This is a genomic window from Mucilaginibacter sp. GW821-FHT07H05, assembly GCF_059418485.1.
Map to the genome: position 1 here is coordinate 714,514 of NZ_JBWKPY010000002.1, position 24,533 is coordinate 739,046.

At 46.5% G+C, this 24,533-nt stretch carries 19 protein-coding genes; 7 read left to right on the forward strand and 12 right to left on the reverse strand.

Annotated features, from left to right (window positions below):
• Nucleotides 1-183 precede the first annotated feature (183 nt).
• The 4 genes from AC07M6_RS07245 to AC07M6_RS07260 all read right to left on the reverse strand — a co-directional run bounded on the left by AC07M6_RS07245 (nucleotide 184) and on the right by AC07M6_RS07260 (nucleotide 4,781).
• Nucleotides 184-1,167 carry a transglutaminase family protein gene (locus tag AC07M6_RS07245; protein ID WP_494888323.1) on the reverse strand — a complete coding sequence of 328 codons (984 nt, stop codon included), beginning with the start codon at nucleotides 1,165-1,167 and terminating at the stop codon, nucleotides 184-186.
• A gap of 21 nt (nucleotides 1,168-1,188) precedes the next feature.
• Nucleotides 1,189-2,127, reverse strand: coding sequence for an alpha-E domain-containing protein (locus AC07M6_RS07250; RefSeq protein ID WP_494888324.1), 939 nt, complete (start codon nucleotides 2,125-2,127; stop codon nucleotides 1,189-1,191).
• Between the two features lie 123 nt (nucleotides 2,128-2,250).
• Nucleotides 2,251-3,702: a circularly permuted type 2 ATP-grasp protein gene (locus AC07M6_RS07255; RefSeq protein ID WP_494888325.1), complete on the reverse strand. Its 1,452-nt coding sequence runs from the start codon at nucleotides 3,700-3,702 to the stop codon at nucleotides 2,251-2,253.
• Between the two features lie 209 nt (nucleotides 3,703-3,911).
• Nucleotides 3,912-4,781: a hypothetical protein gene (locus AC07M6_RS07260; protein ID WP_494888326.1), complete on the reverse strand. Its 870-nt coding sequence runs from the start codon at nucleotides 4,779-4,781 to the stop codon at nucleotides 3,912-3,914.
• Between the two features lie 415 nt (nucleotides 4,782-5,196).
• On the opposite strand from AC07M6_RS07260, the gene AC07M6_RS07265 reads away from it, so the two are divergent.
• On the forward strand, nucleotides 5,197-5,841 hold the full coding sequence (locus AC07M6_RS07265; RefSeq protein ID WP_494888327.1) for a hypothetical protein: 645 nt from the start codon (nucleotides 5,197-5,199) through the stop codon (nucleotides 5,839-5,841).
• A gap of 64 nt (nucleotides 5,842-5,905) precedes the next feature.
• On the opposite strand, the gene cysS is transcribed toward AC07M6_RS07265, so the two are convergent.
• The 5 genes from cysS to mutL form a co-directional block, all read right to left on the reverse strand.
• Nucleotides 5,906-7,366 (reverse strand): cysteine--tRNA ligase, encoded by a 1,461-nt coding sequence (gene cysS, locus AC07M6_RS07270; RefSeq protein WP_494888328.1) that lies wholly within the window; start codon nucleotides 7,364-7,366, stop codon nucleotides 5,906-5,908.
• Between the two features lie 109 nt (nucleotides 7,367-7,475).
• Nucleotides 7,476-8,594: an endonuclease/exonuclease/phosphatase family protein gene (locus AC07M6_RS07275; RefSeq protein WP_494888329.1), complete on the reverse strand. Its 1,119-nt coding sequence runs from the start codon at nucleotides 8,592-8,594 to the stop codon at nucleotides 7,476-7,478.
• Nucleotides 8,584-9,453, reverse strand: coding sequence for a rhomboid family intramembrane serine protease (locus tag AC07M6_RS07280; protein WP_494888330.1), 870 nt, complete (start codon nucleotides 9,451-9,453; stop codon nucleotides 8,584-8,586). Before AC07M6_RS07280 ends, AC07M6_RS07275 begins: the two co-directional genes overlap by 11 nt.
• A 33-nt stretch (nucleotides 9,454-9,486) precedes the next feature.
• The gene (locus tag AC07M6_RS07285) at nucleotides 9,487-10,221 is read right to left on the reverse strand and encodes a rhomboid family intramembrane serine protease (RefSeq protein ID WP_494888331.1); all 735 of its coding nucleotides are present in this window, start codon (nucleotides 10,219-10,221) and stop codon (nucleotides 9,487-9,489) included.
• A gap of 20 nt (nucleotides 10,222-10,241) precedes the next feature.
• Nucleotides 10,242-12,107, reverse strand: a complete 1,866-nt coding sequence (gene mutL, locus AC07M6_RS07290; protein WP_494888332.1) for a DNA mismatch repair endonuclease MutL — start codon at nucleotides 12,105-12,107, stop codon at nucleotides 10,242-10,244.
• Between the two features lie 127 nt (nucleotides 12,108-12,234).
• Between mutL and AC07M6_RS07295 the strand changes: the two genes are divergently transcribed.
• The 3 genes from AC07M6_RS07295 (at nucleotide 12,235) to AC07M6_RS07305 (ending at nucleotide 17,701) form a co-directional block, all read left to right on the forward strand.
• Complete coding sequence (locus AC07M6_RS07295; protein ID WP_494888333.1) at nucleotides 12,235-13,869, forward strand: amidohydrolase; 1,635 nt, start codon at nucleotides 12,235-12,237, stop codon at nucleotides 13,867-13,869.
• Nucleotides 13,856-15,673: a serine hydrolase domain-containing protein gene (locus AC07M6_RS07300; protein ID WP_494888334.1), complete on the forward strand. Its 1,818-nt coding sequence runs from the start codon at nucleotides 13,856-13,858 to the stop codon at nucleotides 15,671-15,673. The genes AC07M6_RS07295 and AC07M6_RS07300 overlap by 14 nt, the downstream gene beginning before the upstream one ends.
• Nucleotides 15,674-15,793: 120 nt before the next feature.
• Complete coding sequence (locus tag AC07M6_RS07305) at nucleotides 15,794-17,701, forward strand: ulvan lysase-like protein (protein ID WP_494888335.1); 1,908 nt, start codon at nucleotides 15,794-15,796, stop codon at nucleotides 17,699-17,701.
• Nucleotides 17,702-17,885: 184 nt separating this feature from the next.
• Here AC07M6_RS07305 and AC07M6_RS07310 read toward each other — a convergent pair whose 3' ends face one another.
• Together AC07M6_RS07310 and AC07M6_RS07315 are read right to left on the reverse strand one after the other, a co-directional pair.
• Complete coding sequence (locus AC07M6_RS07310) at nucleotides 17,886-19,550, reverse strand: ArnT family glycosyltransferase (protein WP_494888336.1); 1,665 nt, start codon at nucleotides 19,548-19,550, stop codon at nucleotides 17,886-17,888.
• A 177-nt stretch (nucleotides 19,551-19,727) separates the two neighbouring features.
• Nucleotides 19,728-20,396 carry a TonB family protein gene (locus tag AC07M6_RS07315; RefSeq protein ID WP_494888337.1) on the reverse strand — a complete coding sequence of 223 codons (669 nt, stop codon included), beginning with the start codon at nucleotides 20,394-20,396 and terminating at the stop codon, nucleotides 19,728-19,730.
• A 384-nt stretch (nucleotides 20,397-20,780) separates the two neighbouring features.
• Between AC07M6_RS07315 and AC07M6_RS07320 the strand changes: the two genes are divergently transcribed.
• From AC07M6_RS07320 to AC07M6_RS07330, 3 genes are all read left to right on the forward strand, one after another.
• On the forward strand, nucleotides 20,781-21,503 hold the full coding sequence (locus tag AC07M6_RS07320; protein ID WP_494888338.1) for a pirin family protein: 723 nt from the start codon (nucleotides 20,781-20,783) through the stop codon (nucleotides 21,501-21,503).
• Nucleotides 21,503-21,802 carry a response regulator gene (locus AC07M6_RS07325; protein WP_494888339.1) on the forward strand — a complete coding sequence of 100 codons (300 nt, stop codon included), beginning with the start codon at nucleotides 21,503-21,505 and terminating at the stop codon, nucleotides 21,800-21,802. The genes AC07M6_RS07320 and AC07M6_RS07325 overlap by 1 nt, the downstream gene beginning before the upstream one ends.
• Before the next feature lie 233 nt (nucleotides 21,803-22,035).
• Nucleotides 22,036-23,355, forward strand: coding sequence for an APC family permease (locus AC07M6_RS07330; RefSeq protein WP_494888340.1), 1,320 nt, complete (start codon nucleotides 22,036-22,038; stop codon nucleotides 23,353-23,355).
• 76 nt (nucleotides 23,356-23,431) lie between these two features.
• On the opposite strand, the gene gcvT is transcribed toward AC07M6_RS07330, so the two are convergent.
• Nucleotides 23,432-24,511 carry a glycine cleavage system aminomethyltransferase GcvT gene (gcvT, locus tag AC07M6_RS07335; protein WP_494888341.1) on the reverse strand — a complete coding sequence of 360 codons (1,080 nt, stop codon included), beginning with the start codon at nucleotides 24,509-24,511 and terminating at the stop codon, nucleotides 23,432-23,434.
• Between the last annotated feature and the right edge of the window lie 22 nt (nucleotides 24,512-24,533).

A 24,533-nucleotide genomic window follows, 5' to 3' on the forward strand; every position in this document is an offset into this window, starting at 1 on the left:
TGACAAAGCGGGCTGTCACCCTGAGCCCGTCGAAGGGTGCGTGCGATGGCCCACCATGGTTCGACAAGCTCACCATGACACCCTACGCTCGATCTGTCATTGCGAGGTACGAAGCAATCGCGAACTATACAAGACTGCTCTTTGGGTGTGCGATTGCTTCGTACCTCGCAATGACATTTGGGATTACTGCTGTTGTTGCTGCTGTTGCTGGATCATCTCCATATACCGCTGATAGCTGTTTTTAGAGAAATCAGGGGCGGGGTGTTTAATAACCGGTTCATCAAAGATCTCGGAGAGTTCTCCGCTGCCTGATGGGTTTTCCTTATTATAGCCTACTGATACAGCAACCTCCAGTTTATGCCCGTACGGGCCTTTATAAGTACCTTTAACCGGCGAACAATCTGAGAAGTTACGGCCTACTGCCAGGCGTACGTGGGTTTCGTTAGCTACTACGTTGTTTGTAGGGTCTATACCCAGCCAGCCGTAATCGGGCAGGTAGGCTTCGGCCCAGGCGTGGGTAGCGCCCTCGCCGCGCATACCATTGTGGTTAGGGCAAATGTAACCGCTTACATAACGGGCAGGGATATTAATCAGGCGCAGCATCACCATCAGGATATGGGCAAAATCCTGGCAAACACCGGCTTTTAGTTTCCAAACATCATCCAGGGTGCTTTCAACCGTGGTTACGCCTTTTATATATTCAAAATTATCATATATATATTGGCAAAAGCGCAGGATGGCCTGGTAGGGGGTATCTTCTTTTTTTAATTCGCTTTTAACAATTTTAAGTAATTCGGACTGCCCGTTAAAATACTCCTGCTTCAAAAAATCAATGTAGGGCACAATATAACGCAGGCGCTCGTAATCTTTCCACTGCTGCTCGGGGAATATATCGTTAACCGGCAAGGGGCGGTGCTTGGTAGTAACCCATATTTGCGAATTAATGATCAGCTGGCTATGCGGATCGCGGTGCGTAAAGCTGCCCACCTGGTTGCCATAATAATCAACATAGGTATCAATAACCGGGTCGCCGGTAATCATCAGTTCCTGCTTCAGCACATCCTGGTAAGCATCCTGCAAAGGATACAGGATAATCTGGTTGGCGCTATCGCGCACCAAACCTTCATAAGTATATTTGGTAATGTGCTGTATTTTAAATTCGGGCATGGTTCAAATAATTTATAACGGTCAGGAATTGGCAAAATAATTCTCGTTCAGGGCATTGCCTATCCCATACAGCTCGGTCCTGATCTGGGTAAGATAGGGATGCAATCCTTCGGCCCGGATACTGGTTACCGAACTATACTTAATACGGCTTTGCAGGCGGCCTATCTGGAACGACATTTTACGGAAATCATCGCGCTCATGATCGCCCTTCAACCGGTCGAAATAGCGCTGAATATGGTTCACCGCGTAAATAACCGAGCGGGGGAAATCGTTATTCAGGGCTACCTGTTCTAAAACATTTTTAGCCTCGAAACCCGAGCGATAGGTTTTCAAATACAGTTCATACCCGCCGATGGATAGCAATAAGTGCTTCCAGTAGGTGGTATCGGTCAGCAGATCGGGGTTATCGTTCAGGGTATTAAATTTGGTGTCCAAAATATCAACCGACTGGATGGCCCGCTCCAGGTATTTGCCAATATTCATAAAGCTGCGGCCTTCGCCGCGCTCCATCGTGATCTCTACCGTTCCGTAATAAAGCATTACCTGCTTTATCAATATATCAAGCGTGCTGATCGGGTCTTCGCGCTGCAGCATGCGTTCCAGTTTGGGATCTTTTACGGTATGATAATATTCGTTCAGGCATTGCCACAGATCCTTGGTAATGTGTTCCTGCACACCGCGGGCATTTTCGCGGGCCAGGGTAATAATATTAAGGATGGAGTTAGGATTATCCTTTGATATGATCATATACTTCAGCACCGCGCGGCTATCGTTGCCCAATTGGGCAGCCATATCTTCATCCCCCTCACCGGCATACAGGCGCATCATCGGGTCCCAGGTAAAATCCTGCACAGCATCCTGCGATGACGCGTAGTTGATCTTCAGCATGCGCAATAACCCATCGCTACGCTCAACATAACGGCTACTCCAATATAAACTTGCTGCTACTCTGCTTAACATTTTTTAGTCCATAGTCCATGGTCCATAGTCCATAGTGATTTGCTATTCTAACAATTTTTATCGCGGCCCAATAAGGACCCTTGTCGTTTTTCCATGGACCATCGACTATGGACCATCGACATCCTATTCTCCCAGCACCCAGGTATCCTTACTGCCACCGCCCTGCGAGCTGTTTACCACCAGCGATCCTTCCTTCAGCGCTACCCGGGTCAGTCCGCCAGGTACTATTTCAATACCGTTTGGCCCGCATAGCGCATAGGGGCGCAGGTCTATCCGCCTTGGGGCCAGTTCGCCCTGGATATAGCATGGCGATGCCGAAAGGCTGATGGTTGGCTGCGCGATGAAATTACGCGGGGCTTTTAATATTTCCTTTTTATAATCGTCAATTTCCTCTTCGGTTGATGCATGGCCCATCAGCATCCCGTAACCGCCGCTTTCGTTGGTTTTTTTCACCACCATTTTATTGATGTTGGCAAACACATATTCCTTTTCGTCGGCATTGCCCAACTGGTAGGTCGGTACGTTTTTCAGGATCGGTTCTTCGTTCAGGTAATACTTGATCATGGCCGGCACATATACATATACTGCTTTATCATCGGCCACGCCGTTACCAATAGCATTTACAATAGCCACGTTCCCTTTGCGGTAGGCGCCCATTAACCCGGCTACACCCAGCATACTGGTGGGGTTAAATACCAGCGGGTCTAAATACTCATCATCCACCCGGCGATAGATCACATCTACCTGCTGCAAACCGTTGGTGGTTTTCATGTATACCTTGTGGTTATCCACTACCAAATCGCGGCCTTCCACCAGTTCAACACCCATCAGGCGGGCCAAAGTGGTATGCTCAAAGTAGGCCGAGTTATATATCCCCGGGCTCAGCAATACTATAGTTGGGTTGCTTACCGGCCTTGGCGATAGCGCCAGCAGGTTTTTATACAGTAAGGCCGGATATTCGGTCACGCTGCGCACATTGCATTGCGGCAGCAGGTCGGGGAACAAGCGCTTGGTGATCTCGCGGTTCTCCAGCATATAGCTTACGCCCGATGGGGTGCGCAGGTTATCTTCCAGCACATAAAACGTTCCGTCATGATCGCGGATCAGGTCGATACCGGCTATATGCACATAAATATCATAAGGCACCTGCAATTGGTACATCTCGCGCAAAAAGTGCGGGCACGAGTATATAATATCAATGGGGACTATCCCGTCCTTAATAATAAACTGGTTATGATACACATCCTTCAGGAAAAGGTTAAGCGCGGTTAGGCGCTGCTTGATACCCCTTTCTACAAACTCCCATTCGGCGGCAGTAATAATACGGGGTATGATATCGAACGGGAAGATCTTTTCGATCCCTTCGCCACTGTTGTATACCGTAAAGGTGATGCCCTGGCTCATGAATAAGCGTTTGGCCAGCTCTTCTTTTTTGTTCAGCTCATCCGGCGATTCCAGCGACAGGTAATTGATCACCTTGCTGTAATGATTGCGGATATTGGAATCAGCGCCAAACATTTCGTCCCAAACGCCATCAATAGCGTTGTACTTATTAAAATAGCCTGATTCCTGCATATAATTAAACCCTGTTTTTATAAAATTATGGTAATTTATGAAGTGTTTTCCACAAAACACCGAAAAAATTAATAAATATTTTTCAAAATATAATAAAAAAAGCGTTGCAAATAAAAAAAAGCAGGTTACAGGGGGTTTAAAATCCTGCAATCTGCTTTTTTAGGGATAAATACCTTACCTGGTTTTACCAAAAGGCCCTAAAGCCATTTTTATTTCTCAACTGCCGAAAAAATCTCGAGCAAAACGTTCCATTTATGCTGAGCGTCTACTTCCCAAATGCGCACATAATTATAGTTGCTTACAATATTGCCCTTTTTTATGCGTGCGGTACCATAGCTATAAGCCAGATCATTACTGGTTGCCCGCCCGGCATTCACCGTTTCGGCACTAATGCTGATCGCTTCATTATCCAGGAACTTCATGGTTTTATCAATGCCGGTCATTGGCTCAAAGCCGGGGAAATAATAGCGGCCTTCGGGACTTAAAAACTCTTTGTAGGTGGCCAGCGCCGATCTGCTGAGCGAGTAGTTAAAGGTTTTGTCGTAATCTAATATTACTTTTTTGCCGGCAAACGGGTCTTTACTGGCTGCTTTATGCTTTGCGGTATCGGGTTCTTTAAAATCGGTCATAACCGCTCCTTCGGGCTCGGGGTGCTGTATGCCTAAATTAATCAGCAGCTTTAAGCCGTTTTCGCCATCATTATGCCAAATAGAAACGTAATCGCCATAAACTTTATCATCGTCGCTTTTGCCATTCTGGTATACGTATGGACCTGCAGTAAAAGCAAGGTCGCCATTGGCAGAGATCCGCGCGAATTTTGGCTTACTGATTAACGTGCCGGGTTGTTTATCAATACTGCCGTAAAATTCTGTTATTTTTTTGGCATCGGGTTTAAAAACAATCCCCTCGGGATCGGCAACGGCTAAAAACCCGTCTTTAATTCCCTTTTTGGCAACCAGTTTATTAAAATTTTCCTCGGCGCTTACCACAGTAGATATTTTAGCTATCGGGGGTTTTTGGCCTAACAGGAGTGTGCTGCAAAAGATCAATGCGGTTGCAGATAGGATAAATCGTTTCATTTTCAGGACTATGTTTGTTTATTGAATTGCATACGGTATAGCATCATATACTATCCGTTTTTACCGGGATGTATGCGTTTGTTTGTTTTTATAGATTTTGTGTGGCAATTTAATAATAAATTTTAAGCTGCAAATGTTATTACAAAAGCATTTGCTTAATACCGCCAGTATAACAAATGTTTGCCGGGCTTGTTTGCGGTACGGGTGTTTATATCCCGGATGTTTTAACGCCTGGTGCGATCATTTATTTTAAACCCTCCTTATAGTGCAGGCCTTTTTAAGGTTATTAATTACAACCTATCTGCTGTATTTAAAATTTTGTATATTTAGCTGACTATTATTTTCACAGGATGCTTATCCTGCAACTGGCTATATATAAATGAGTAGTTTTCGGGAAACTAAATACATTTTATATATGAAAAGTTTTATTCGGTTAGTACTAACCATCGGGTTGTTTACCGCAAGTATTACCGCAAAGGCGCAATTTTACCAGGATATACAAGGTAAGGCCATTAAAGAAAACAAGGATGAAGGGGTTGACGGTTCACCTTATATGGCGGATAGCTGGGCGATTGGATCCGTAAGCGTTGAAAAAGGGACATACAACAACATTAAGCTTAAATACGACCTAAAAAACGACATACCGGTATTTGCCGGCAAGGATGACGTGCCCATGAATTTTGCTGATCCGGTTAAAACATTTACCATCAATCATAAAACATTTGCAAATGGCTTTCCCGCTATTGGCGCGCAAGGCAAAAACTCATATTATGAAGTAATATCAGCCGGAAAAGTAAAATTGTTAAAGCATTATGCCAAACGCATTCAGGAAAATAAAACCTACGGAACTAATGCAACAACCCGGGAATATATAGCTATCGAAGCTTACTATGTATTAAAGGATGATCAAATGAATTTGCTTAAACCCGACAAAAAAGCAATTTTAGAAATAATGGCCGATAAAGCCGCGCAAATAGATAGTTACCTTAAAACCAATAAGGTAAACTTTAAAAACGACGAAAGTTTAAAGCAGTTGTTTGATTATTATAACGGATTATAATAGCTGTAAAGCACAAAGGGCGGGGTATATAATATCCCGCCCTTTGTGCTTTACTATAGGCTAATTACATCTTGTTCCAGGTAGTCCCATCCTTGCTGTCCTTCAGCTGGAAACCTATTTTTTGCAACCCGTCCCTTATTTTATCTGATGTGGCATAATCGCTGTTGCGCTTAGCCTCGCCGCGCAGGTCTACTATCATATCCATTACTTTAGGCAGATCATCGTTGGCAGCTATTTCGTTTTTTAAACCCAAAACATCTACCAGGAAGTTTTGCATCATATCCTTCAATAATTGCAGGTTGGCAGCATCAATTTTCAGCTTACCATCATGTATCGAATTAATAATGCGCGATGCTTCAAATAATTCGGCAATCAATACCGGGCTGTTAAAGTCATCGTTCATGGCATCATAGCAGCGCTGTTGCAGGGCTGCTATATCAACCTCGTTAGCTGCCGATGCCTTCAGGCCATCCAGCAGGCCAAAGGCATTCATCAGGCGTTTAAAGCCTTTTTCTGATGCCTCCATCGCCTCGTTACCAAAATCCAGCGTGCTGCGGTAATGCGCCTGCAGCATAAAAAAGCGCACCGTCATGGGGCTGTAGCCTTTGTTCAGAATTTTGTTATTGCCGCTAAACAATTCGTGCGGGAGGAAACTGTTGCCTAAGGATTTTGACATTTTTTGCCCGTTAACCGTCAGCATATTGGTATGCACCCAATAGGTGGCCGGGTTTTGGCCGCAGCTGGCCACGTTTTGCGCAATCTCGTTAGTATGGTGCGTTGGCACCAAATCGATACCGCCACCGTGGATATCAAATTTATGGCCTAAATACTTATTGCTCATGGCCGAGCATTCCAGGTGCCAGCCCGGGAAACCCACACCCCAGGGCGATGGCCATTTCATCAGGTGCTCGGGTTTGGCTTTTATCCACAGGGCAAAATCAAGCTTGCCGCGCTTTTCATCCTGTCCGCCCAGATTACGGGTGTTGGTGAGCAGGTCGTCCAGGTTGCGGCCATTTAAAATGCCGTAATTCTGGGTGGTGTTATATTTCTCCACGTCAAAATAAACCGAGCCGTTAACCTCATAAGCATAGCCGCGCGCTAATATCTCTTTCACCAGTTCTATTTGTTCAATCACATGGCCGGTAGCCGTTGGTTCAATACTTGGCGGCAAGGTGTTCAACTCGCGCATCACATCATGGAACCCGACGGTATACTGCTGTACAATTTCCATAGGCTCCAGCTGTTCCAGTTTGGCTTTTTTGGAAATTTTATCCTCGCCTTCGTCAGCATCGCCTTCCAGGTGGCCGGCATCGGTAATATTACGCACATAACGCACCTTGTAACCAACATGGCTCAGATAGCGGAAAATCAGATCGAAAGATATATAGGTACGGCAATTCCCCATGTGGGCATCGCTGTAAACAGTTGGGCCGCACACATACATGCCTACATTAGGGGCATTAAGCGGCTTAAATAATTCTTTAGTACGGGTTAAAGTATTGTAAACAAATATATTTTGTTCCATGTGCGCAAACTTACAGAATTTTCTAATTAGTGCGAGGTGGTCCATGGCCGATAGTCCATAGACCATGACAATTTTTACGATACGAAAACTATGGACTATGGGCCATCGGCTATGGTCTTAACCGCAGATCACTATACACCGGATAATGGTCGGATGCTTTTTTACGGATAACCCCATAAGTAAGCACATCAAATTGCTGGCTGGTTAAAATATAATCTATCTGATAATTGGGGACATCGCCGTTATAGGTGCGCCCCAGGCCCGATCCTTTTTCCCTGAAAGCATTTTTTAAGCCTTTTGACATTTGATTTACCGCGTACGAAGAAGGGGTATCGTTAAAATCGCCGATAATCATATAAGGATAGGGACAGCCTGATATATGCTCCTTAAATATAGTCACCTGCTGGCTGCGGCTTAAAAAGGCTTGTTTTAATTTACTCCCAATACGGCGAAACCCATGCATATCTGCCTTGCCTTGTTTTGATGCGTCTACAAAAGATTTATAATCCTGCGGATCAAAACTGATAGACTGCAGGTGGATGACATACATGCGTATGATTTTGTTGTTCTTTTTAACATCAATATAAATACACTGATTTAGGTTTTTATGTTCCTGATTTAGCCACACAATGCCTTTGTTTACAATTGGATATTTAGAAAAAACCGCCATGCCAATTCCCTCAAAATCATTAGACATAAAAGGTTGAAAATAGCATTGATCGGTTTTTAGCACGTTTTTGATAGAATCAACAAGGGCGTATTCGCCTTTTTTTCTGGAAAAAAACTCTTCGAAGCCAATTATATCGGGCTGTTCGTGCCCTATCAATTCAAGTATAGTATGTTTAGTTACTACATCGTTAATACTGCCGTAAATTTTAAACATATGCACATTATAATTCATTACGCGCAGCATGCCGCTATCCCTATGTTCTACTTTTTTAACCGGCAGCCTAAGCCCTATGTTACTATTCAGGGTTTTCCACCCGATCAGGATACAAACTAATGATAACAAAGCCCACCGGCTTCTTCTAAACAACCAGTAAACAATAAACAGCAGGTTCGCTAAAAAAACAGGGGGATAGGCCAGTCCAAAAAAAGCAATGATCCACAGCTTACGCGGGTCAACCACCGGCGCCAGGTAACCAATAAGCAAAGCGGCGGCCAGGGCATAATTAAGCCACAGCATTAATTTATCAAAAAAGGTAAGGCCGTTTTTTTTACCGGTCATTATTGCTGGCGCGGAAAAGGGTTTCTTTTTCTTGTTTGTTTAAACTATCGTATCCGCTTTGCGATATTTTATCCAGTATACGGTCAACCTCATCCTGCCTGGGTAACGATGATCTTTTATCGTCGTTACCACCACCTGCCACAACTTTTATTTTGGTTTTGGGTATAAAAATCTGATTAATTGGTTTACTCCAATCGTTTCCTTTTTGTAATTGTTTAATATAAACAAAGCCGATAAGGATGCCGCCTAAGTGCGCCAGTTCGCCACCGGCATTTGGGCCAACCGTACCTAAAAAATCAATAACCACATAAAACAGGGCCAGCCATTTTAGTTTAACCGGCCCCAGGAACATTAAAAATATCTCGTAATTGGGCAATAGTGTAGCAGTAGCAATCACAATGGCCATTACACTGGCCGATGCGCCTACAACGGTTGCACTTTGCCACCCGGCATCAGCAAAAAACGGGATCAGGTTAATGCCTGCTATAAAAAACAAGGCCCCGGCAAGCCCGCCTAAAATATATAAGGTAACCGTGCGCTTGTTACCCAGGTATTCTTCAAATATCTGCCCCATCCAGTAAAGCCATAGCATATTAAACAGGATATGCAAAACCCCGCTATGCATAAACATATAGGTAAGGGGCGTCCAAAAGTGCGTGGCAAGTGTTTTTAAATGCGCGGGCAGCTCAAAATATTCATCTATAAACGCCCCGATATGGTTGCTTCTAAAAAACAACTGCTCAAAAACCGGCGGGACCGATATCACTAAGAACACAATGATATTAATACCAATAAGCAGCCCAAGCTTACTGCCCGAGTGCAGCATTTTATAACGGATATCTTTCCACAAGGTGCTCATGTAATTATGCTGTAGTAAATATAACCCTTCAATTTAATAAAAGTTGTCCCGTTGATGATATCCCCATGCTTTTATGACAATAAATCCAACAAGGGCCCCGCCTAAGTGCGCGAAATGCGCTACAGAATCGCCGGCAAACTGGCCTACGCCTAAAACCAATTCAATAACAATATAAATAGGCACTAAAAACTTGGCTTTAACAGGCACCGGGATAGGCATCACCATCAACTCTAAATTAGGATAAAGCATGGCAAAGGCAATCAGTACCCCAAATACCGCGCCTGATGCGCCAACCAGACCGCTGTTATAAATGCCCGCTAATTTCATAACCTTTGCTTCGGGATAGCCCATATAAGGCTGATAAGTAGCCATATTTTCCGAATTGATACCGGGGATGGTTAAATGCCCCGTAATGGCATGCACCTCAAAAGCCTGTACCAGTATTTGGCAAAATAGCGCGCCAATACCACATATAAAATAAAAGCTTAAAAACCTTTTTTCTCCTATGGTTTGTTCTATAATTGGGCCAAATGAAACCAGCGCGATCATATTAAACAGGATATGCCACAAGCCGCCATGCATAAACATGTAACTCACAATTTGCCATAATCTAAAGTTGGGCGAATCGGGATAATATGCAGCCAACCATCGGTCCATATTCAAAATGCCGGCATGGCCTAAAACATAGGAGGCTATATAAAATATAACATTAATGATCAGCAGGTTTTTTACAACCGGCGTTAGGTTGGCAAATGGATTTTGTATCATATATATAATAAAACCTTCGGTTATTTCTCAAACCGGTCTAATAATTCATTCATATTAAAGGTACTGATCACCGGTTTGCCGTTCAGCGCCAGGTTAGGCATCTGGCAGGCAAAAAGCTGGTCTATCAGCACATTCATTTCTTCTAAAGATAGCGATGTACCTGCTTTAATGGCCGCGTTTCGGGCCAGCGCACGGGCCAGGTTATCCCGTTTATCCAACTTTAAAATGGCCATGTTGTTTTTAAAGCCTTCCAGTAAATGCTCCAGCAGGGCATGTTCGCTGCTGCTGTTCAAATCGGCGGGAACGCCATCCACCACTACACTGTTTGGGCCAAACTCGCGGATATCAAAACCCAGGGCGCGGATATCTGGCAACAGCTCTTTCAATAATTCAAAATCGCTGCTGTTGAGCGTCACCGTTTGGGGGAACAGGCTTTGCTGGCTTACGCCCGAGTGGTTTTCCAGCTGGTGCAAAAACCGTTCGTATAAGATCCGTTCGTGCGCGGCTTGCTGACTGATCAGCATAAAGCCCGATTTGATCTGCGACAGGATAAACCGGTTATGGATCTGGAACAGTTGCCGCTCGCTGGGTTTGTTCACCAACTGCTCATCAACACTTATCTGTTCTGTTTCTATATCCAGTGCATGTTGTGTGTCGGTTTCTTTTTTGCTGATCTCGTACAGCGTATCCCAGTTAGTTGGGATAGCGTTTTTTTGATAGCCCGAACCGCCGCTGTAACCTGGCGCAGGGGTAATACCACTGCCCTTGTTATCCTTAATAAATGGGTTAAAATTGGGGTTAAAACTGATACTTGGCGCCACTATGTCTTCCAGCGCAACCGGGGTAATCATGTGCTGGATGTTGTTGTCGATCTCAAAATCCAGACTTGGCGTAATGTTGTATTTACCCAGCGCGCGTTTTACCGCCGAGCGGATGATCGCATAAATAGCCTTATCATCCTGGTACTTAATTTCGGTTTTGGTAGGATGCACGTTAATATCAATGCGCGATGGATCGATGTCAATGAACAGCACATACAACGGATAGCTTTCATCGGGCAGTAACTCTTCAAACGCCGTCAGTACCGCGTGATTCAGATAAGCATCCTTAATAAAACGGTTGTTCACAAAAAAGAATTGCTCGCCACGGGTACGCCGGGCAAACTCAGGCTTGCCTACATAGCCATGCAGTTTAATAATGGATGTATCTTCCTCTACCGGCACCAGGCGCTGGTTGTAATTATTGCCCAACAGGTGGATGATGCGCTGCTTCAGCGGCGCGGCCGGCAGGTGGTACACTTCCTGCCCATCGTGGTGCATGGTAAAAAACACGTTGGGATTAGCCAGCGCTATCCGCTGAAACTCATCAATAATATGGCGCGTTTCAACCGGGTTACCCTTTAAAAAGTTGCGCCTGGCGGGGGTATTGTAAAACAGGTTTTTAATGGAGATAGAGGTGCCCGCATTGCACGAGCATGGCTCCTGCTTAATCACCTCCGAACCTTCTATTAATATGCTGGTGCCCAGTTCATCATCATGCCGGCGGGTTTTTAATTCAACCTGCGCAATAGCGGCAATAGATGCCATAGCCTCGCCCCGGAACCCCATAGTACGGATGGCAAACAGGTCGTCGGCCTTGCGGATCTTGGAGGTGGCATGGCGTTCAAAGCACATGCGGGCATCGGTAACGCTCATGCCGCAGCCGTTGTCTATTACCTGTATCAGCGCCTTGCCGGCATCCTTTAATATCAGCTGTATTTTATCAGCCCCGGCATCAATGGCATTCTCCACCAATTCCTTCACAGCCGATGCCGGGCGTTGCACAACTTCGCCTGCCGCTATCTGGTTAGCAACTGCATCCGGTAAAAGTTGTATAATATCCGCCATGTAAAAATTTCCCTTCAATTTCGTTTTCGATGCTAAATTAAATATTTGAACCCATAACTTTACGGTTAGTTAATTGTATATAGCATTACAATTTAGTATCCATACATCTTTGTGCCACATCTGCCTTATGAGAAAAATACTGCCACTATTGCTGATTACAGTCATAACGTCCTGCCAGCAAAAAGAATACAATGCCGACCTGCTGGTCAAAAACGGCCTGGTCTACACGGTTAACACTCAGTTTGCGACGGCAGATGCTTTTGTGGTAAAAGGCGGAAAAATTTTAGCGGTAGGCAAAGCCGATAGCCTGGAAAAGATCTATTACGCAAAAACCGTTGTTAATGCCGGCGGCAAAGCCATATATCCCGGCTTTATTGATGCGCACACTCATTTTTATAATTATGGATTAAACCTGCAAACGGCCAACCTGGTAGGCACCCAAAGCTGGAACGCCATTGTTGATACCGTAAAGGAATATGCCCGCCATAACACCGAGGGCTGGATTGTGGGCCGCGGCTGGGACCAAAACGACTGGAAAAACAAAAAATTTCCTGAAAAAAGCAAGCTGGATTCGCTGTTCCCGGTACGCCCTGTAATTTTAACAAGGATTGACGGGCATGCGGCCATCGTTAATCAGGCGGCTTTAAACATAGCGGGCATTAAACCCGGGCAAACCATTAACGGGGGAGAAATAGAAACCATTAAGGGCAAACTGACCGGGGTTTTGGTAGATAACGCGGTTGGCATTGTAAAGCGCAAAATACCGATACCCAGCGAGCAGCTTACCCAGGAGGCCTTTATCGACGCGCAACGCAATTGCTTTGCTGTTGGCTTAACTACTGTTGACGACTGCGGGCTTGATTTCCCCATGGTAAATACCATTGCCCAGCTGCAGCACAAGGGATTGTTTAAAATGCGCATGTATGTTATGCTGTCTGACAAACCCGAGAACTATGATTACCTGTTTAAACGCGGCGTATTTAAAACACCCGGCTTAAATGTGCGCTCGTTTAAGGTTTATGCTGATGGCGCGCTGGGATCTCGAGGGGCCTGCCTTTTGCAGGATTACAGCGATCAGAAAAATTGGAAGGGCTTCCTGCTAAGCGATCAGAAACATTTTGAGGAGGTGGCGCAGAAGATTTATGATAAGGGTTTCCAGATGTGTACCCATGCCATCGGCGATTCGGCCAACCGCGTTATCCTTAAAATATACGGCAAAATGCTGAAAGGCCGCAACGACCGCCGCTGGCGAATTGAGCACGCGCAGGTGATAGCCACCGATGATGTGCATTATTTTATGGATTACAGTGTTATTCCGTCGGTACAACCCGCCCATGCCACATCAGATATGTACTGGGCCGGGCAACGCCTGGGCCCGCAGCGTATAAAAACAGCTTACGCTTATAAACGCCTGCTGGGCGAAAACGGCTGGATGCCTGTCGGCACCGATTTCCCGGTAGAGGATATTAACCCCATATATACTTTTTATGCCGCGGTTATCCGCAAGGACCTGAAAGGGTTCCCGGCCGGGGGCTTCCAGATGAACAATGCCTTAACGCGCACCGAAGCATTAAAGGGCATGACCATCTGGGCGGCTAAATCCAACTTTGAAGAAAAGGAAAAGGGGAGTATAGAAGCCGGTAAATACGCCGACTTTGTGATACTGGACAAGGATATTATGAAAATAAAAGGCTCCGAAATACCAAAGGTAAAGGTGCTGAGTACTTATGTAAATGGAGAGAAAGTTTATGAGAAAAAATAAATGGGGAGCGTTTCCCATGATGGGATGTATGTTAGTGTTGTTCCATTTTGCCTGTGCCCAATCTCCGCACCAGCAAAACATGAAGTTTGTTAAAGATCAGCAGCAGGTAGCCAATTCAACCGTACTGTTAAACAATCGGCAAAACCTGGTTCCCATTCAAAACCTTGATCAGGCAAAAATAGCCAGCGTACATTTTCTGTACCCCTTTGCCGCTCCTTTTGATAGCCTGCTGAATAAATATACCCGTGTGGATGCCTTTAGCGGCGCCGAATATATTGGCCTGAAGAATATCAACAACCTATCGGATGATTTGAAGATGTATAATACCATCATCCTGGAGTTATCCGAGGCCGATCTGAGCAACCCGCAGATCGTCAGTTTTATCAGCATCACGCAAAAGATAAAAAACATCGTAGTCGTACTGTTTGGCAATGGCAGCAGTCTTGCCCGGCTCAACAATGTTACCGTCCCCATTATCTGGTCGGAGAAGCTTACGCCGGTATCCGCGTCATTTTGCGCGCAGGCGGTGTTTGGCGGTGTAGCCATCACGCAAAAACTCCCTAAAACATTTTCAACACAATATACCGCGGGCAGCGGGGCTACTACCGTTAAAACCCGCCTGCAATATACCGTGCCCGAGGATGCCGGCGTTAACGCCGATAACCTGAACGGCATTGATAAAGTTGCAGCCGAAGCCATCCGCGAGCATGCCACACCCGGCTGCGTTGTACTGATTGCCAAGGATGGAAAAGTGATCTTCAACAAAGCCTACGGCTACCATACCTATCAAAATACACAGCCCGATAAACTCGACGACATCTTCGACCTGGCATCGGTTACCAAAGTATCGGCTACTACTATGGAGGTCATGCAACTGTACGACCAGGGTAAGCTGGGCCTGGATTCAACCCTGGGCAGCTATATTGCCACCGCCCGTAACAGCGATAAGAACAACATTAAAATGCGCGAGCTGCTCACCCATCAGGCCGGCCTGGTACCCGATGTGGCCACCTGGGAAAAGCTGCAGCCGGTTAACACCAGTCACGATTCATCGGCTATATTCCCAACCAAAATATCCGAGAACTTTTTTTTGCGGAAGGATTACTTTAAAAATATCACCTGGCCCAGCATGCTGGCCTCGCCCATGCGTACGCGCGGCAAATATGTATACAGCGATGTAAGCATGTATATGATGAAGGAAGTGGTGGAAACCATTACCGCCACGCCGCTTAATGTGTATGTGCAGCAGCATTTTTACAATCCGCTGGGGATGCAAACCGCCGGCTTTTTGCCCCTGCTGCGTTTTCCTAAGGACCGTATTATCCCGACCGAAAATGATGAAACCTTTCGCCATAGTTTACTGATCGGCTATGTGCATGATCAGGGTGCGGGCATGATGGGTGGCGTATCCGGTCACGCCGGATTATTTTCCAGCGCAAATGACCTGGCCATCCTGTACCAGATGATCCTGAACAGGGGCAGCTATGGCGGCACCAAATATTTGGAACCCGAAACCGTCGACCTGTTCACCGCCAAACAATCGGATGTGAGCCGCCGCGGCCTAGGCTTCGACCGCTGGGACCCGGAAGTAAGCAAGCATTATCCATCCGAACTGGCTACGCCCTCTACCTTTGGGCATACCGGTTATACCGGCACCTGCTTTTGGGTCGACCCGAAAACCAATATGGTATACATCTTTCTGTCTAACCGGGTAAACCCCAAGGTAAGCGACAGGCTAAGCAGCCTGCAAATCCGCGGCCGGATCCAGGATGTCGCCATCAGCGCCATACAGAAAGGGATGTAGGTGTTTATAACAGGCTGATCGGGATTGATTATGGAATAGTAAACAGCATAAATAGCTAACGCGATAGTTCTGTTTAATGGGCTTAAATGCTCATATTACCTAACCAATTTACCCCATCTGATGAACCAGGATATCACCCGCCGTCATTTTATCAAAACATCGGCTATGGCCGGCGCCCTGTTTACGGGCGCTTTGCGGTTAAGCAACGCTTCAGCATCGGATGAAACGGAATATACGCTGTATACCAACGGCAGGCTGCTGGTACAGCAATGGGCCGAAGCTTTGCTTAAAATGCAGATCACCGATCAACGTCGCGTTGATGATTACGGCGGCATTTGGTGCCCGGCCGATAAAGCGGTGCATGGCCGCGTAGGCGATGCTATTTATCCCTTCTTTTACATGGCGGCCCAAACTAAAGACAGCCGCTATACCGATGCCGCCCTGCTGCTTTACCGCTGGATAGAGCGCCGCGTGAGTCAGCCCGATGGGTCGTGGCTGAACGAACCGGTTAAAGGATCGTGGAAAGGCACTACCGTATTTATGTCGATAGCACTGGGCGAAACCCTGAAGCATCACGGCGAACTGATGGCCCCGGCTTTTAAGGCCGAATTAACGGCGCGTTTGAAAAAGGCCGGAGATTTTATTTACGATACGTTTAATATCAACTTCGGCAATATTAATTATCCTATTTCAGGGTCGTATTGCTTAGCCCTGTTGGGCGAGATTTTAAACGAGCCGAAGTTTACCACAAAGGGACGCGAACTGGCGCACCAGGCCTTAGCGTTTATCACGCCTAAAGATGGTTTTTTAAAGGGCGAAGGCGACCCATACTACGAGGCCAGCAAAAAAGGTTGCTTCTCTGTCGATCTGGGCTATAATGTGGAGGAATCGCTGCCGGCCCTGGTACAATATGGTTTGCTGACTAAGGACGAGGAGGTTTTACAAGCCGTAACCCGTTCCCTGCAAACTCACATGGAACTGATGCTGCCCGATGGCGCCTGGGATAACAGCTGGGGTACCCGCAATTACAAATGGACCTACTGGGGCAGCCGTACGTCTGATGGCTGCCAAACCGCCTATGCCTTATTGGCCGACCGCGACCCGCGCTTTTACCGGGTAGCCTTAATGAATACGCAGCTGATGCAAAGCCTTACCGTAAACGGCCTGTTGCAGGGCGGCCCGCATTTTGCCGCGCATGGCGTACAGGTTTGCGTACACCATACCTTTACCCATATTAAGGCGCTGGTTAATATGCTGCAGCATCCGCAAACCAAACTGAATCTAATGCTGGTAAGCCTGCCGCGGGTAAAAGCGTATGGCCTGCGTGCTTTCGGCGATATACAAACCTGGCTGGTAGCTAAGGGCGCTTTCAGGGCAACCGTTACCGGGTATGACCGCGATTATAAGCACACCCCTAATGGCCATGCCACGGGCGGCGCCCTTACCATGCTTTGGCACAAAAAAACAGGCCCCATCCTTTGCGCCAGCATGAACGAATACCAAATGGTGGAGGCCGGCAACCAGCAGGCCGAAACAGACCCGCATGCTATGCCGCTAACCCCGCGTATTGAGATGCACCTGGACGGGCACCTGTACATGAACATCAGCGATCATGAAGCGGCCATCACCGCGCGCGAGGATGGCGATAAGATCATCATTAAAACCATATCCAAACTGGTGGATAGGGACCAAAAAGAACCGGCAACGGGCACTGTTGATTGCGAGGTAACCTATGAGTTTACAGATACACGAGTATCCCTCCATTTTAAACATAACCTACTGCAAGCCGAAAGCCTGATCAAGATCATTATCCCGGTGATCGCCAAATCAAGCGAGAAAGTAGTGACCCTCAACCACAAAACCCTGCAAATTAACCGCGAGGGCGGCATAGTAAAACTAAGCTCCGATCAGCCCCTGCAGCAATTGCCTGCCACCAATGGACGGATATTCAATTTTGTTCCGGGCTTTGAGGCCGTGCCTTTAGGTGTGGAGCAGAATGAGGTAAGGGTGATGATAGAATTAATATAAATAATTTGTCATTGCGAGCGATAGCGTGGACAACCGACCAAAGGGAGCTCATTAATTCCTTTGAAAACAAACACATCATTAATAATCTCGTAGCTATACTTCACGATATACTTACGACGAGATTGCCACGTCGCCCCAACACACATGCCTGGGCCGCTCCTCGCAGTGACAATATTGGGAATAACTATCGCACTAACACCACCCGCACCGTATCCAATGCCTCCCTGCGTGTTTTGCTGTTTAAAAACTTCGGCTTCAGCATCGAGATCCAGTAATTATCGAATGATTTTACGGGCTCTATATGCCAGCCCTTATCAGCCAGGCTTTTAATTACCGTGGGATTGCCGAACAGGTAGAATGGCTTCTGCGGGATAGGTCCGGCGCCGCCCTGATCAACAGGGATTAACCTGCCGCGGATATAAAAATCTAAGGGGAAATTATATTCATTACTGGTGATGGCTACGGGGTAATTACCGGTGTTTTGTTGGTTGATATAAAATGCCGCCTCGCTGCCGCCCTGGTAATGCAGCAATGAGGGATAAAACGAAAGGCTAAGATATAGATTAACCACAAAGGCCGCTATAACCGACCGGATGATGGTTTTACGGATATCGCCGATGCCCAAGTGTTTGGGGATAGACATGATTAAAATGCTCATTAGTGCAATGAGGATCAGTATAGGCCAGCTATGATTAGGCCTGAAGAAATAAGCCAGCGCGATAATGATCAGCAACATTAAAACAATCACTACCGATTGCACCCTTTGTACCGCGTATTTACTTTTGGTTGATTGCAGATTGTACAAATAAGCCGCCAGCTGAATAGCGAAAAGCGGGAACACGATATTTAAATAATAAGGCAACTGGAATTTGGATGCCGAAAACACCAGGAAGGTAAGCAGCGACCCGCAGAGGCAATACCATTGGCTGTTGGTTACATTTTGAGCCTGCTTTTTGACAGACTGATATATGGCCGCGAAAAGCAGCAGCGACCAGGGCAGAAATGCCCAGGCCAGCGTATGTACAAAAAAGAAAGGATCGCCGCTGCCTTTGATGGGACCGGTGTTAAAGAAACGCCCGAACTGGCTATCCCAAAAAAAGAATTTAATGCCAGATACCTGGTGCCTATCGAAGATCAGCTTCTCGGGGTGCAAATCAAATTGCTGATACAGGCAATAAATTTCGGGCAGTATAAATATCGCGGTAAGCAAAATAGCCAGCAGCCAGCGCAGATGGAAAAGCTGTTTCCATTGCTTGGTAATAAACAAATGCCCCGCAATAGCGCCGCCGATAGGGATAATGGCAAACATGCCCTTGGTCATGATGGAAAGCGCCGCGAAGATACAGCCCCATAAAAGCTGCCAGTAGTTATTACGGGTATAAGCGATATAAAAATGATAAATGGAAGCAATGATCAACCCTGTTAAATACGGCTCGGCGCGGACATCGTTATTGGAGATAATGATATGCTCGGCAGTCAGCAGGATCAGCACCGACCATAAAGCGATCTCCTGGTTATACAACTTTTTGGAAAATTGGTAAGTATATACCGCGCCCATCATCAGGAACAGGATCCCCGGCAGCTTATAGGCCCAGGTTTGGAAGCCAAACACCTCGAAAAACAAAGCCGTTACCCAAAACGGGAAATGCGGCTTATCTAAAAACTCCTTGCCCTGCGCGTACAGGTTTACGTAGTCGTGTTTTTGTACGATGGTTTTGGCAATACCCGCGTAAAAGGTACCATCCGGACCAATAATGGTCACAAACAAAGCGCTGAAATTGACCAGCACGGCCAGCGCTATTAAAACATAAAGCCACTTAAAATAAACAGGATTGGTTTGCTGGTTCATAAACGGGATAAAGATAGGAAAAATGCACTTCCCGTATTGTCATTTCGAACGAACAGGGCTGACTTGTGAAATGGGGTGAGAGAGAACTATCTCTTGACCGGAGGGAAAAAATCTTATACGGAACACGTATCGCACGTATAAGATTTCTCACTATCGTTCGAAATGACACCCTAAATATTACTTACAATACCGCGCAATAAAACCATCAGCCCTATCGCTGCCTATGTTGCGGATAAATTTCCAATCGGTGCAGGCGCCTTCACTGTCGCCTTGTTTAAGCTTGGCCGATGCCTGTTTCAATACGTCGTCAATCAACTCATCGTCAAAACCCAATTGCTTTTTCAGGGCGTCTATATAGCCTTGCTTGGTAGTATCGGCTTTGCCGGCATATTTGTTTTCGTAATAATTGGTTACGGCGTTCTCCAGCTCCTGCCGGGATTTGTAGGCGGTAATGGCCTGGTTGATGCTCATTTGTGTGGCGGTGGTGCAATGCGTATAATCGGGTGTAAAACGGATGGGCAGCATATAGTTCACGGCTTCAATACCGGCAGGAAGCGTCCATTTGCCGCTGGTCATTTTTACAACACGTACGGCTTCGTCATCCAAATCAATACCCAGGCCCTTGCTGGCCCTTACATGGCTAACCCTGCCGTTTTTATCAACCCTAAAGCTTACCTGTATGCTGGCCTCGATGCAGTTTTTCGATGAAAATTCGGGGTAGATGATATGATCTTTCAGGAAGGCGCTTAAGGCTTGCTCGCCACCCTTAAATGCCGGTTGGGCGTAGGCCGTTAAACAGCCGCACAACATGCTGATGACGAGGGTAATTTGCCTGAACTTATTCATATATAAATATAACGATAAGTTATTGGTTTTGGTTTGCCTGAACAGACGGGTTTCTCAAATGCAGTTTTGCTCTATCCGATGAGGCTCCTGTGAGGACACAAATCGTAATGCGATGATACCCCGTCAGGGGTTCAAGGTTTGTAGCGACAAATACGCCCCTTGTCAGCACCCCGTCAGGGGCGCAAGGTTTTATTTCGGACATTTAACAAACATTAAACCCCTATGGGGTTGTTAAATACATGTATTTCATCGCTACAAACCTTGAACCCCTAACGGGGTATAGCCCTCTTTCACCGGCCTGCTTTCTTGACCTACATCATCTTTTTCCGCCCCCAGCCGCCGTAAATTTGTATCAACAAAAACAAAAAAAGGAGAAAATCAATCATGGCTAACACCGTATTACATAAAGCCGACACCCGTGGTTTTGCAGACCATGGCTGGCTGAAGAGTCACCAATCATTTAGTTTTGGCGGATATTATAACCCCGCAAGAATCCATTTTGGCGCATTGCGTGTGCTGAACGACGATACCGTTTTAGGCGGAGGCGGCTTTGGCAAACACCCGCACGATAACATGGAGATCATTTCCATCCCGCTGGAAGGCGACCTGGAACATAAAGACAGTATGGGCAATACCGCCGTTATTAAACATGGCGACATACAGGCCATGAGCGCCGGCACCGGCATTTATCACAGCGAGTATAACCAGCACGCCAGCGAGGCCGTTAAGTTTTTGCAGATCTGGGTATTCCCTAACAAACGCAATGTGGAACCACGTTACGACCAGGTAACCCTTGATCCCGCCGATAGGCATAACCGCTTACAGCAGATCTTATCGCCCAACCCGGATGATGCCGGTGTATGGATCTACCAGAATGCCTGGTTCCATCTGGGTAATTTTGATAAAGGGATAAGCACCGAATACACCATCAAGGGCGAAGGTAACGGCGTATACGTATTTGTTTTAAAAGGCGATGTAAAAGTAGACGATCAACTACTGAACACCCGCGATGGTTACGGCATTTGGGATACCGGTAAATTTACCATCACCGCCGAAACCGATGCCGAATTTTTGCTGATGGAAGTGCCCATGGAATTTAAATATTAATGAAAAAGACAGAGATACTGGCCGTGTGCAGTCACCCGGAGATATTGGAAACCGTTTTGCGGCTCATCAATAATAACCCCGGATGGAACGGCATCGGCGCGGCCAACGAACAACAGGCCTTAACTCTTTTTACCGAAGCCCGCTTTGATGTAGTGCTGTTAGGCAGCGGCATGGATGAGCAATCGGAAAACAGGTTGAAGCCTGTTTTTTTATCCCTTAACCCCGATGTGCGATTTATACAGCATTACGGCGGCGGCAGCGGCTTGCTTACGGCCGAGATTTATGAGGCGTTGAAATAATTGTCATTGAGTAATCGCGTAGCTAATATTACACCGTGTCATTTCGACGAACGTGGAGGCGGTGTATTGGGAGTGAGGAGAAATCTTATACCTGCGATAAGCAAACCGTAGAAGATTTCTCTTTCGCCCCTTCACACAGTCCCGCCGCTGCTCTATCGAAATGACATGGTTTTTCACCTATAGCAATAACCCCCTTAATATTAACCCAAATATTCTTATTTTTCGGGCACTAAATGCCTGCCACAAAAAAATACCGTAAAATAAAGCCGCTGCAGCTGATAGCGGTTATCTTCTTTACCGTATCCGGTGGTCCTTACGGGTTAGAGCCCCTTTTAGGTTACGCGCGCGAACATGGCGCTTTATTACTGCTGCTTGTTACACCCATCCTGTGGGATATCCCCGCCATATTTACCGTGCTGGAGCTGAACGGCATGATGCCCGTAACCGGCGGCTACTACCAATGGGTAAAGCACGCGCTGGGTAAACGCTGGGGTTTTTACGAGGGTTGGTGGACCTGGCTCTATACCTTTGCCGATCTGGCCATATATCCTGTCTTGTTTATCCAATACGCCGCTTTCTTTTTCCCGGGGATAGCGCTTTATAAGATCCCGGTTTGCCTCATTATTATCTGGGCATCGGCCGCGCTGAATATCTGGGGGATCGTTCCTGTGGGCAGGGTAGCCGTGGCTTTAAGTGTTGTGGTGATATTGCCCTTTATTATCCTTTTCGCGGTGTTTGCACAACACCATACCGGTAGCTTCCTGCTGCCTTCGCCATCCCTGAAGGGTATTTCGTATCCCTCGCTGGGCCTGGGTATTTATACGGTGATGTGGAATTGCTTTGGCTGGGATAATGTAACCACCTATGCCGAAGAAGTAGAGAAACCCGAACGCTCTTATTTTATCTCGGTATTTGCGGCGTTTATTTTAGTGATGGTTATTTATTTCGGGGTGATCGTCACCGCGCAGCTATCGGGTATTAACTATCAAACTTTTGCCGATGAAGGCCTCCCCGCTTTAGGCGTACTCGTCAATGGGCGCTGGTTGGGAACCATTATTGCTATTGCCGGTTTAGCCAGTACGCTGGGCTTATATATTGCCAACTTGTTAGCCGTATCGCGCCTGCCTCAGGTAATGGCCGATGATGAATTTTTGCCCGCCAAATTACACATCCTGCATCCCCGTTTTAATACGCCTTATATCTCCATTATTGTTTGCTCGGTATTGATTAGCCTGATGTGTTTCTGGAGTTTTGGCGATCTGATCATTATCGATGTAACGGTTTACGGCGCGGGCCTGTTCCTGGAGTATATCGCGCTGATAAAAATGCGGATCGACGAGCCTGGCCGGCTCCGTCCGTTTAAAATACCACTGAATACCCGCTGGCTTTGTGCGTTGCTGATACTACCGTTCGGTATTTATACGGTGGCGCTCAGCGGGGTGCTCTCATCCATGTCGCAAGCGCTGAAACCGGCATTGTTTGCTATTGCCGCGCTATTGAGCGGGGAGGTAGTATGGCGCATTGTTTTGTGGCGCAAGCCGCATCTCCGGTGAATGGAAGAATAAGCCCCATCATCTTTATCTGCCGCCTCTTTTAGTGGCCGGAGAAATTGTTGAAAATTAAAATATCTTATTTATAAAAAGGCGGTTTTACCACTTTAGCCTTGATCTTATTATCGCGGATCAGGATATAAATGTCCGACCCTTCTTTGGCAAACTCATTTTTCACATAACCCATACCAATTGCCTTTTGCAGCGATGGCGACTGTGTGCCCGATGTTACTTTACCAATGGTATTGCCGTCCGCATCTACAATGGGGTAATCATGGCGCGGGATGCCGCGGTCTATCATTTCAAACCCTACCAGCTTTTGTTTAATACCGTCGGTTTTTTGCTGCTGCAGGTTAGCGCTGTTCACAAAATCCTTGCTGAATTTGGTTACCCAGCCCAGGCCGGCTTCTAATGGGGAAGTATGATCGTCAATATCATTACCATACAGGCAAAAACCCATTTCTAAACGCAGGGTATCGCGCGCGCCTAAACCAATAGGCTTAATCCCAAAAGGTTCGCCGGCTTTAAATACGGCAGTCCATAAGGCTTCGGCATGGTCGTTATCAACATATAGCTCAAAACCCCCGGCGCCGGTATAGCCCGTGGCCGATATCACAACATTATCAATACCCGCAAATTTTCCTTTTTTAAAGGTGTAATACTCCATCGATCCCAGGTCGGTATCGGTCAGGCTTTGCAATGCTTCTGCCGCTTTAGGCCCTTGTACCGCTAATAGCGAAGTGCGGTCGGATATATCTTTCATATCCACACCCATGGTATTATGCTGGCAGATCCAGTTCCAGTCTTTCTCTATATTGGACGCGTTGACCACCAGCATATAGGTTTTTTCATCTATCCGATAAACCAGCAGGTCATCAACAATACCGCCATCCTGGTTAGGCAGGCAGGAGTATTGCACTTTGCCATCGTATAGTTTAGATGCATCGTTACTGCTCACCTTTTGGATCAGGTCTAACGCGTTTTCGCCTTTCAGTATAAACTCGCCCATGTGGCTTACATCAAACACACCAACCGACTTACGTACGGTTTCGTGCTCGGCGTTAATGCCATTGTATTGTACGGGCATATTGTAACCTGCAAAAGGCACCATTTTGGCACCCAGTTTAATATGAATATCTGTTAAGGCGGTATTTTTCATAAATAATTTTAATTGCCGCAAA

Excerpts from the sequence above, each read along its gene's own strand:
- AC07M6_RS07285 (WP_494888331.1), bottom strand. The coding sequence starts at position 10,221 with ATGATACAAAATCCATTTGCCAACCTAACGCCGGTTGTAAAAAACCTG.
- AC07M6_RS07295 (WP_494888333.1), top strand. The coding sequence starts at position 12,235 with ATGAGAAAAATACTGCCACTATTGCTGATTACAGTCATAACGTCCTGC.
- AC07M6_RS07275 (WP_494888329.1), bottom strand. The coding sequence starts at position 8,594 with ATGACCGGTAAAAAAAACGGCCTTACCTTTTTTGATAAATTAATGCTG.
- AC07M6_RS07310 (WP_494888336.1), bottom strand. The coding sequence starts at position 19,550 with ATGAACCAGCAAACCAATCCTGTTTATTTTAAGTGGCTTTATGTTTTA.
- cysS (WP_494888328.1), bottom strand. The coding sequence starts at position 7,366 with ATGGAACAAAATATATTTGTTTACAATACTTTAACCCGTACTAAAGAA.
- AC07M6_RS07245 (WP_494888323.1), bottom strand. The coding sequence starts at position 1,167 with ATGCCCGAATTTAAAATACAGCACATTACCAAATATACTTATGAAGGT.
- AC07M6_RS07305 (WP_494888335.1), top strand. The coding sequence starts at position 15,794 with ATGAACCAGGATATCACCCGCCGTCATTTTATCAAAACATCGGCTATG.
- AC07M6_RS07330 (WP_494888340.1), top strand. The coding sequence starts at position 22,036 with ATGCCTGCCACAAAAAAATACCGTAAAATAAAGCCGCTGCAGCTGATA.
- AC07M6_RS07250 (WP_494888324.1), bottom strand. The coding sequence starts at position 2,127 with ATGTTAAGCAGAGTAGCAGCAAGTTTATATTGGAGTAGCCGTTATGTT.
- AC07M6_RS07255 (WP_494888325.1), bottom strand. The coding sequence starts at position 3,702 with ATGCAGGAATCAGGCTATTTTAATAAGTACAACGCTATTGATGGCGTT.
- AC07M6_RS07300 (WP_494888334.1), top strand. The coding sequence starts at position 13,856 with ATGAGAAAAAATAAATGGGGAGCGTTTCCCATGATGGGATGTATGTTA.
- gcvT (WP_494888341.1), bottom strand. The coding sequence starts at position 24,511 with ATGAAAAATACCGCCTTAACAGATATTCATATTAAACTGGGTGCCAAA.
- AC07M6_RS07260 (WP_494888326.1), bottom strand. The coding sequence starts at position 4,781 with ATGAAACGATTTATCCTATCTGCAACCGCATTGATCTTTTGCAGCACA.
- AC07M6_RS07280 (WP_494888330.1), bottom strand. The coding sequence starts at position 9,453 with ATGAGCACCTTGTGGAAAGATATCCGTTATAAAATGCTGCACTCGGGC.
- AC07M6_RS07315 (WP_494888337.1), bottom strand. The coding sequence starts at position 20,396 with ATGAATAAGTTCAGGCAAATTACCCTCGTCATCAGCATGTTGTGCGGC.
- mutL (WP_494888332.1), bottom strand. The coding sequence starts at position 12,107 with ATGGCGGATATTATACAACTTTTACCGGATGCAGTTGCTAACCAGATA.
- AC07M6_RS07325 (WP_494888339.1), top strand. The coding sequence starts at position 21,503 with ATGAAAAAGACAGAGATACTGGCCGTGTGCAGTCACCCGGAGATATTG.
- AC07M6_RS07265 (WP_494888327.1), top strand. The coding sequence starts at position 5,197 with ATGAAAAGTTTTATTCGGTTAGTACTAACCATCGGGTTGTTTACCGCA.
- AC07M6_RS07320 (WP_494888338.1), top strand. The coding sequence starts at position 20,781 with ATGGCTAACACCGTATTACATAAAGCCGACACCCGTGGTTTTGCAGAC.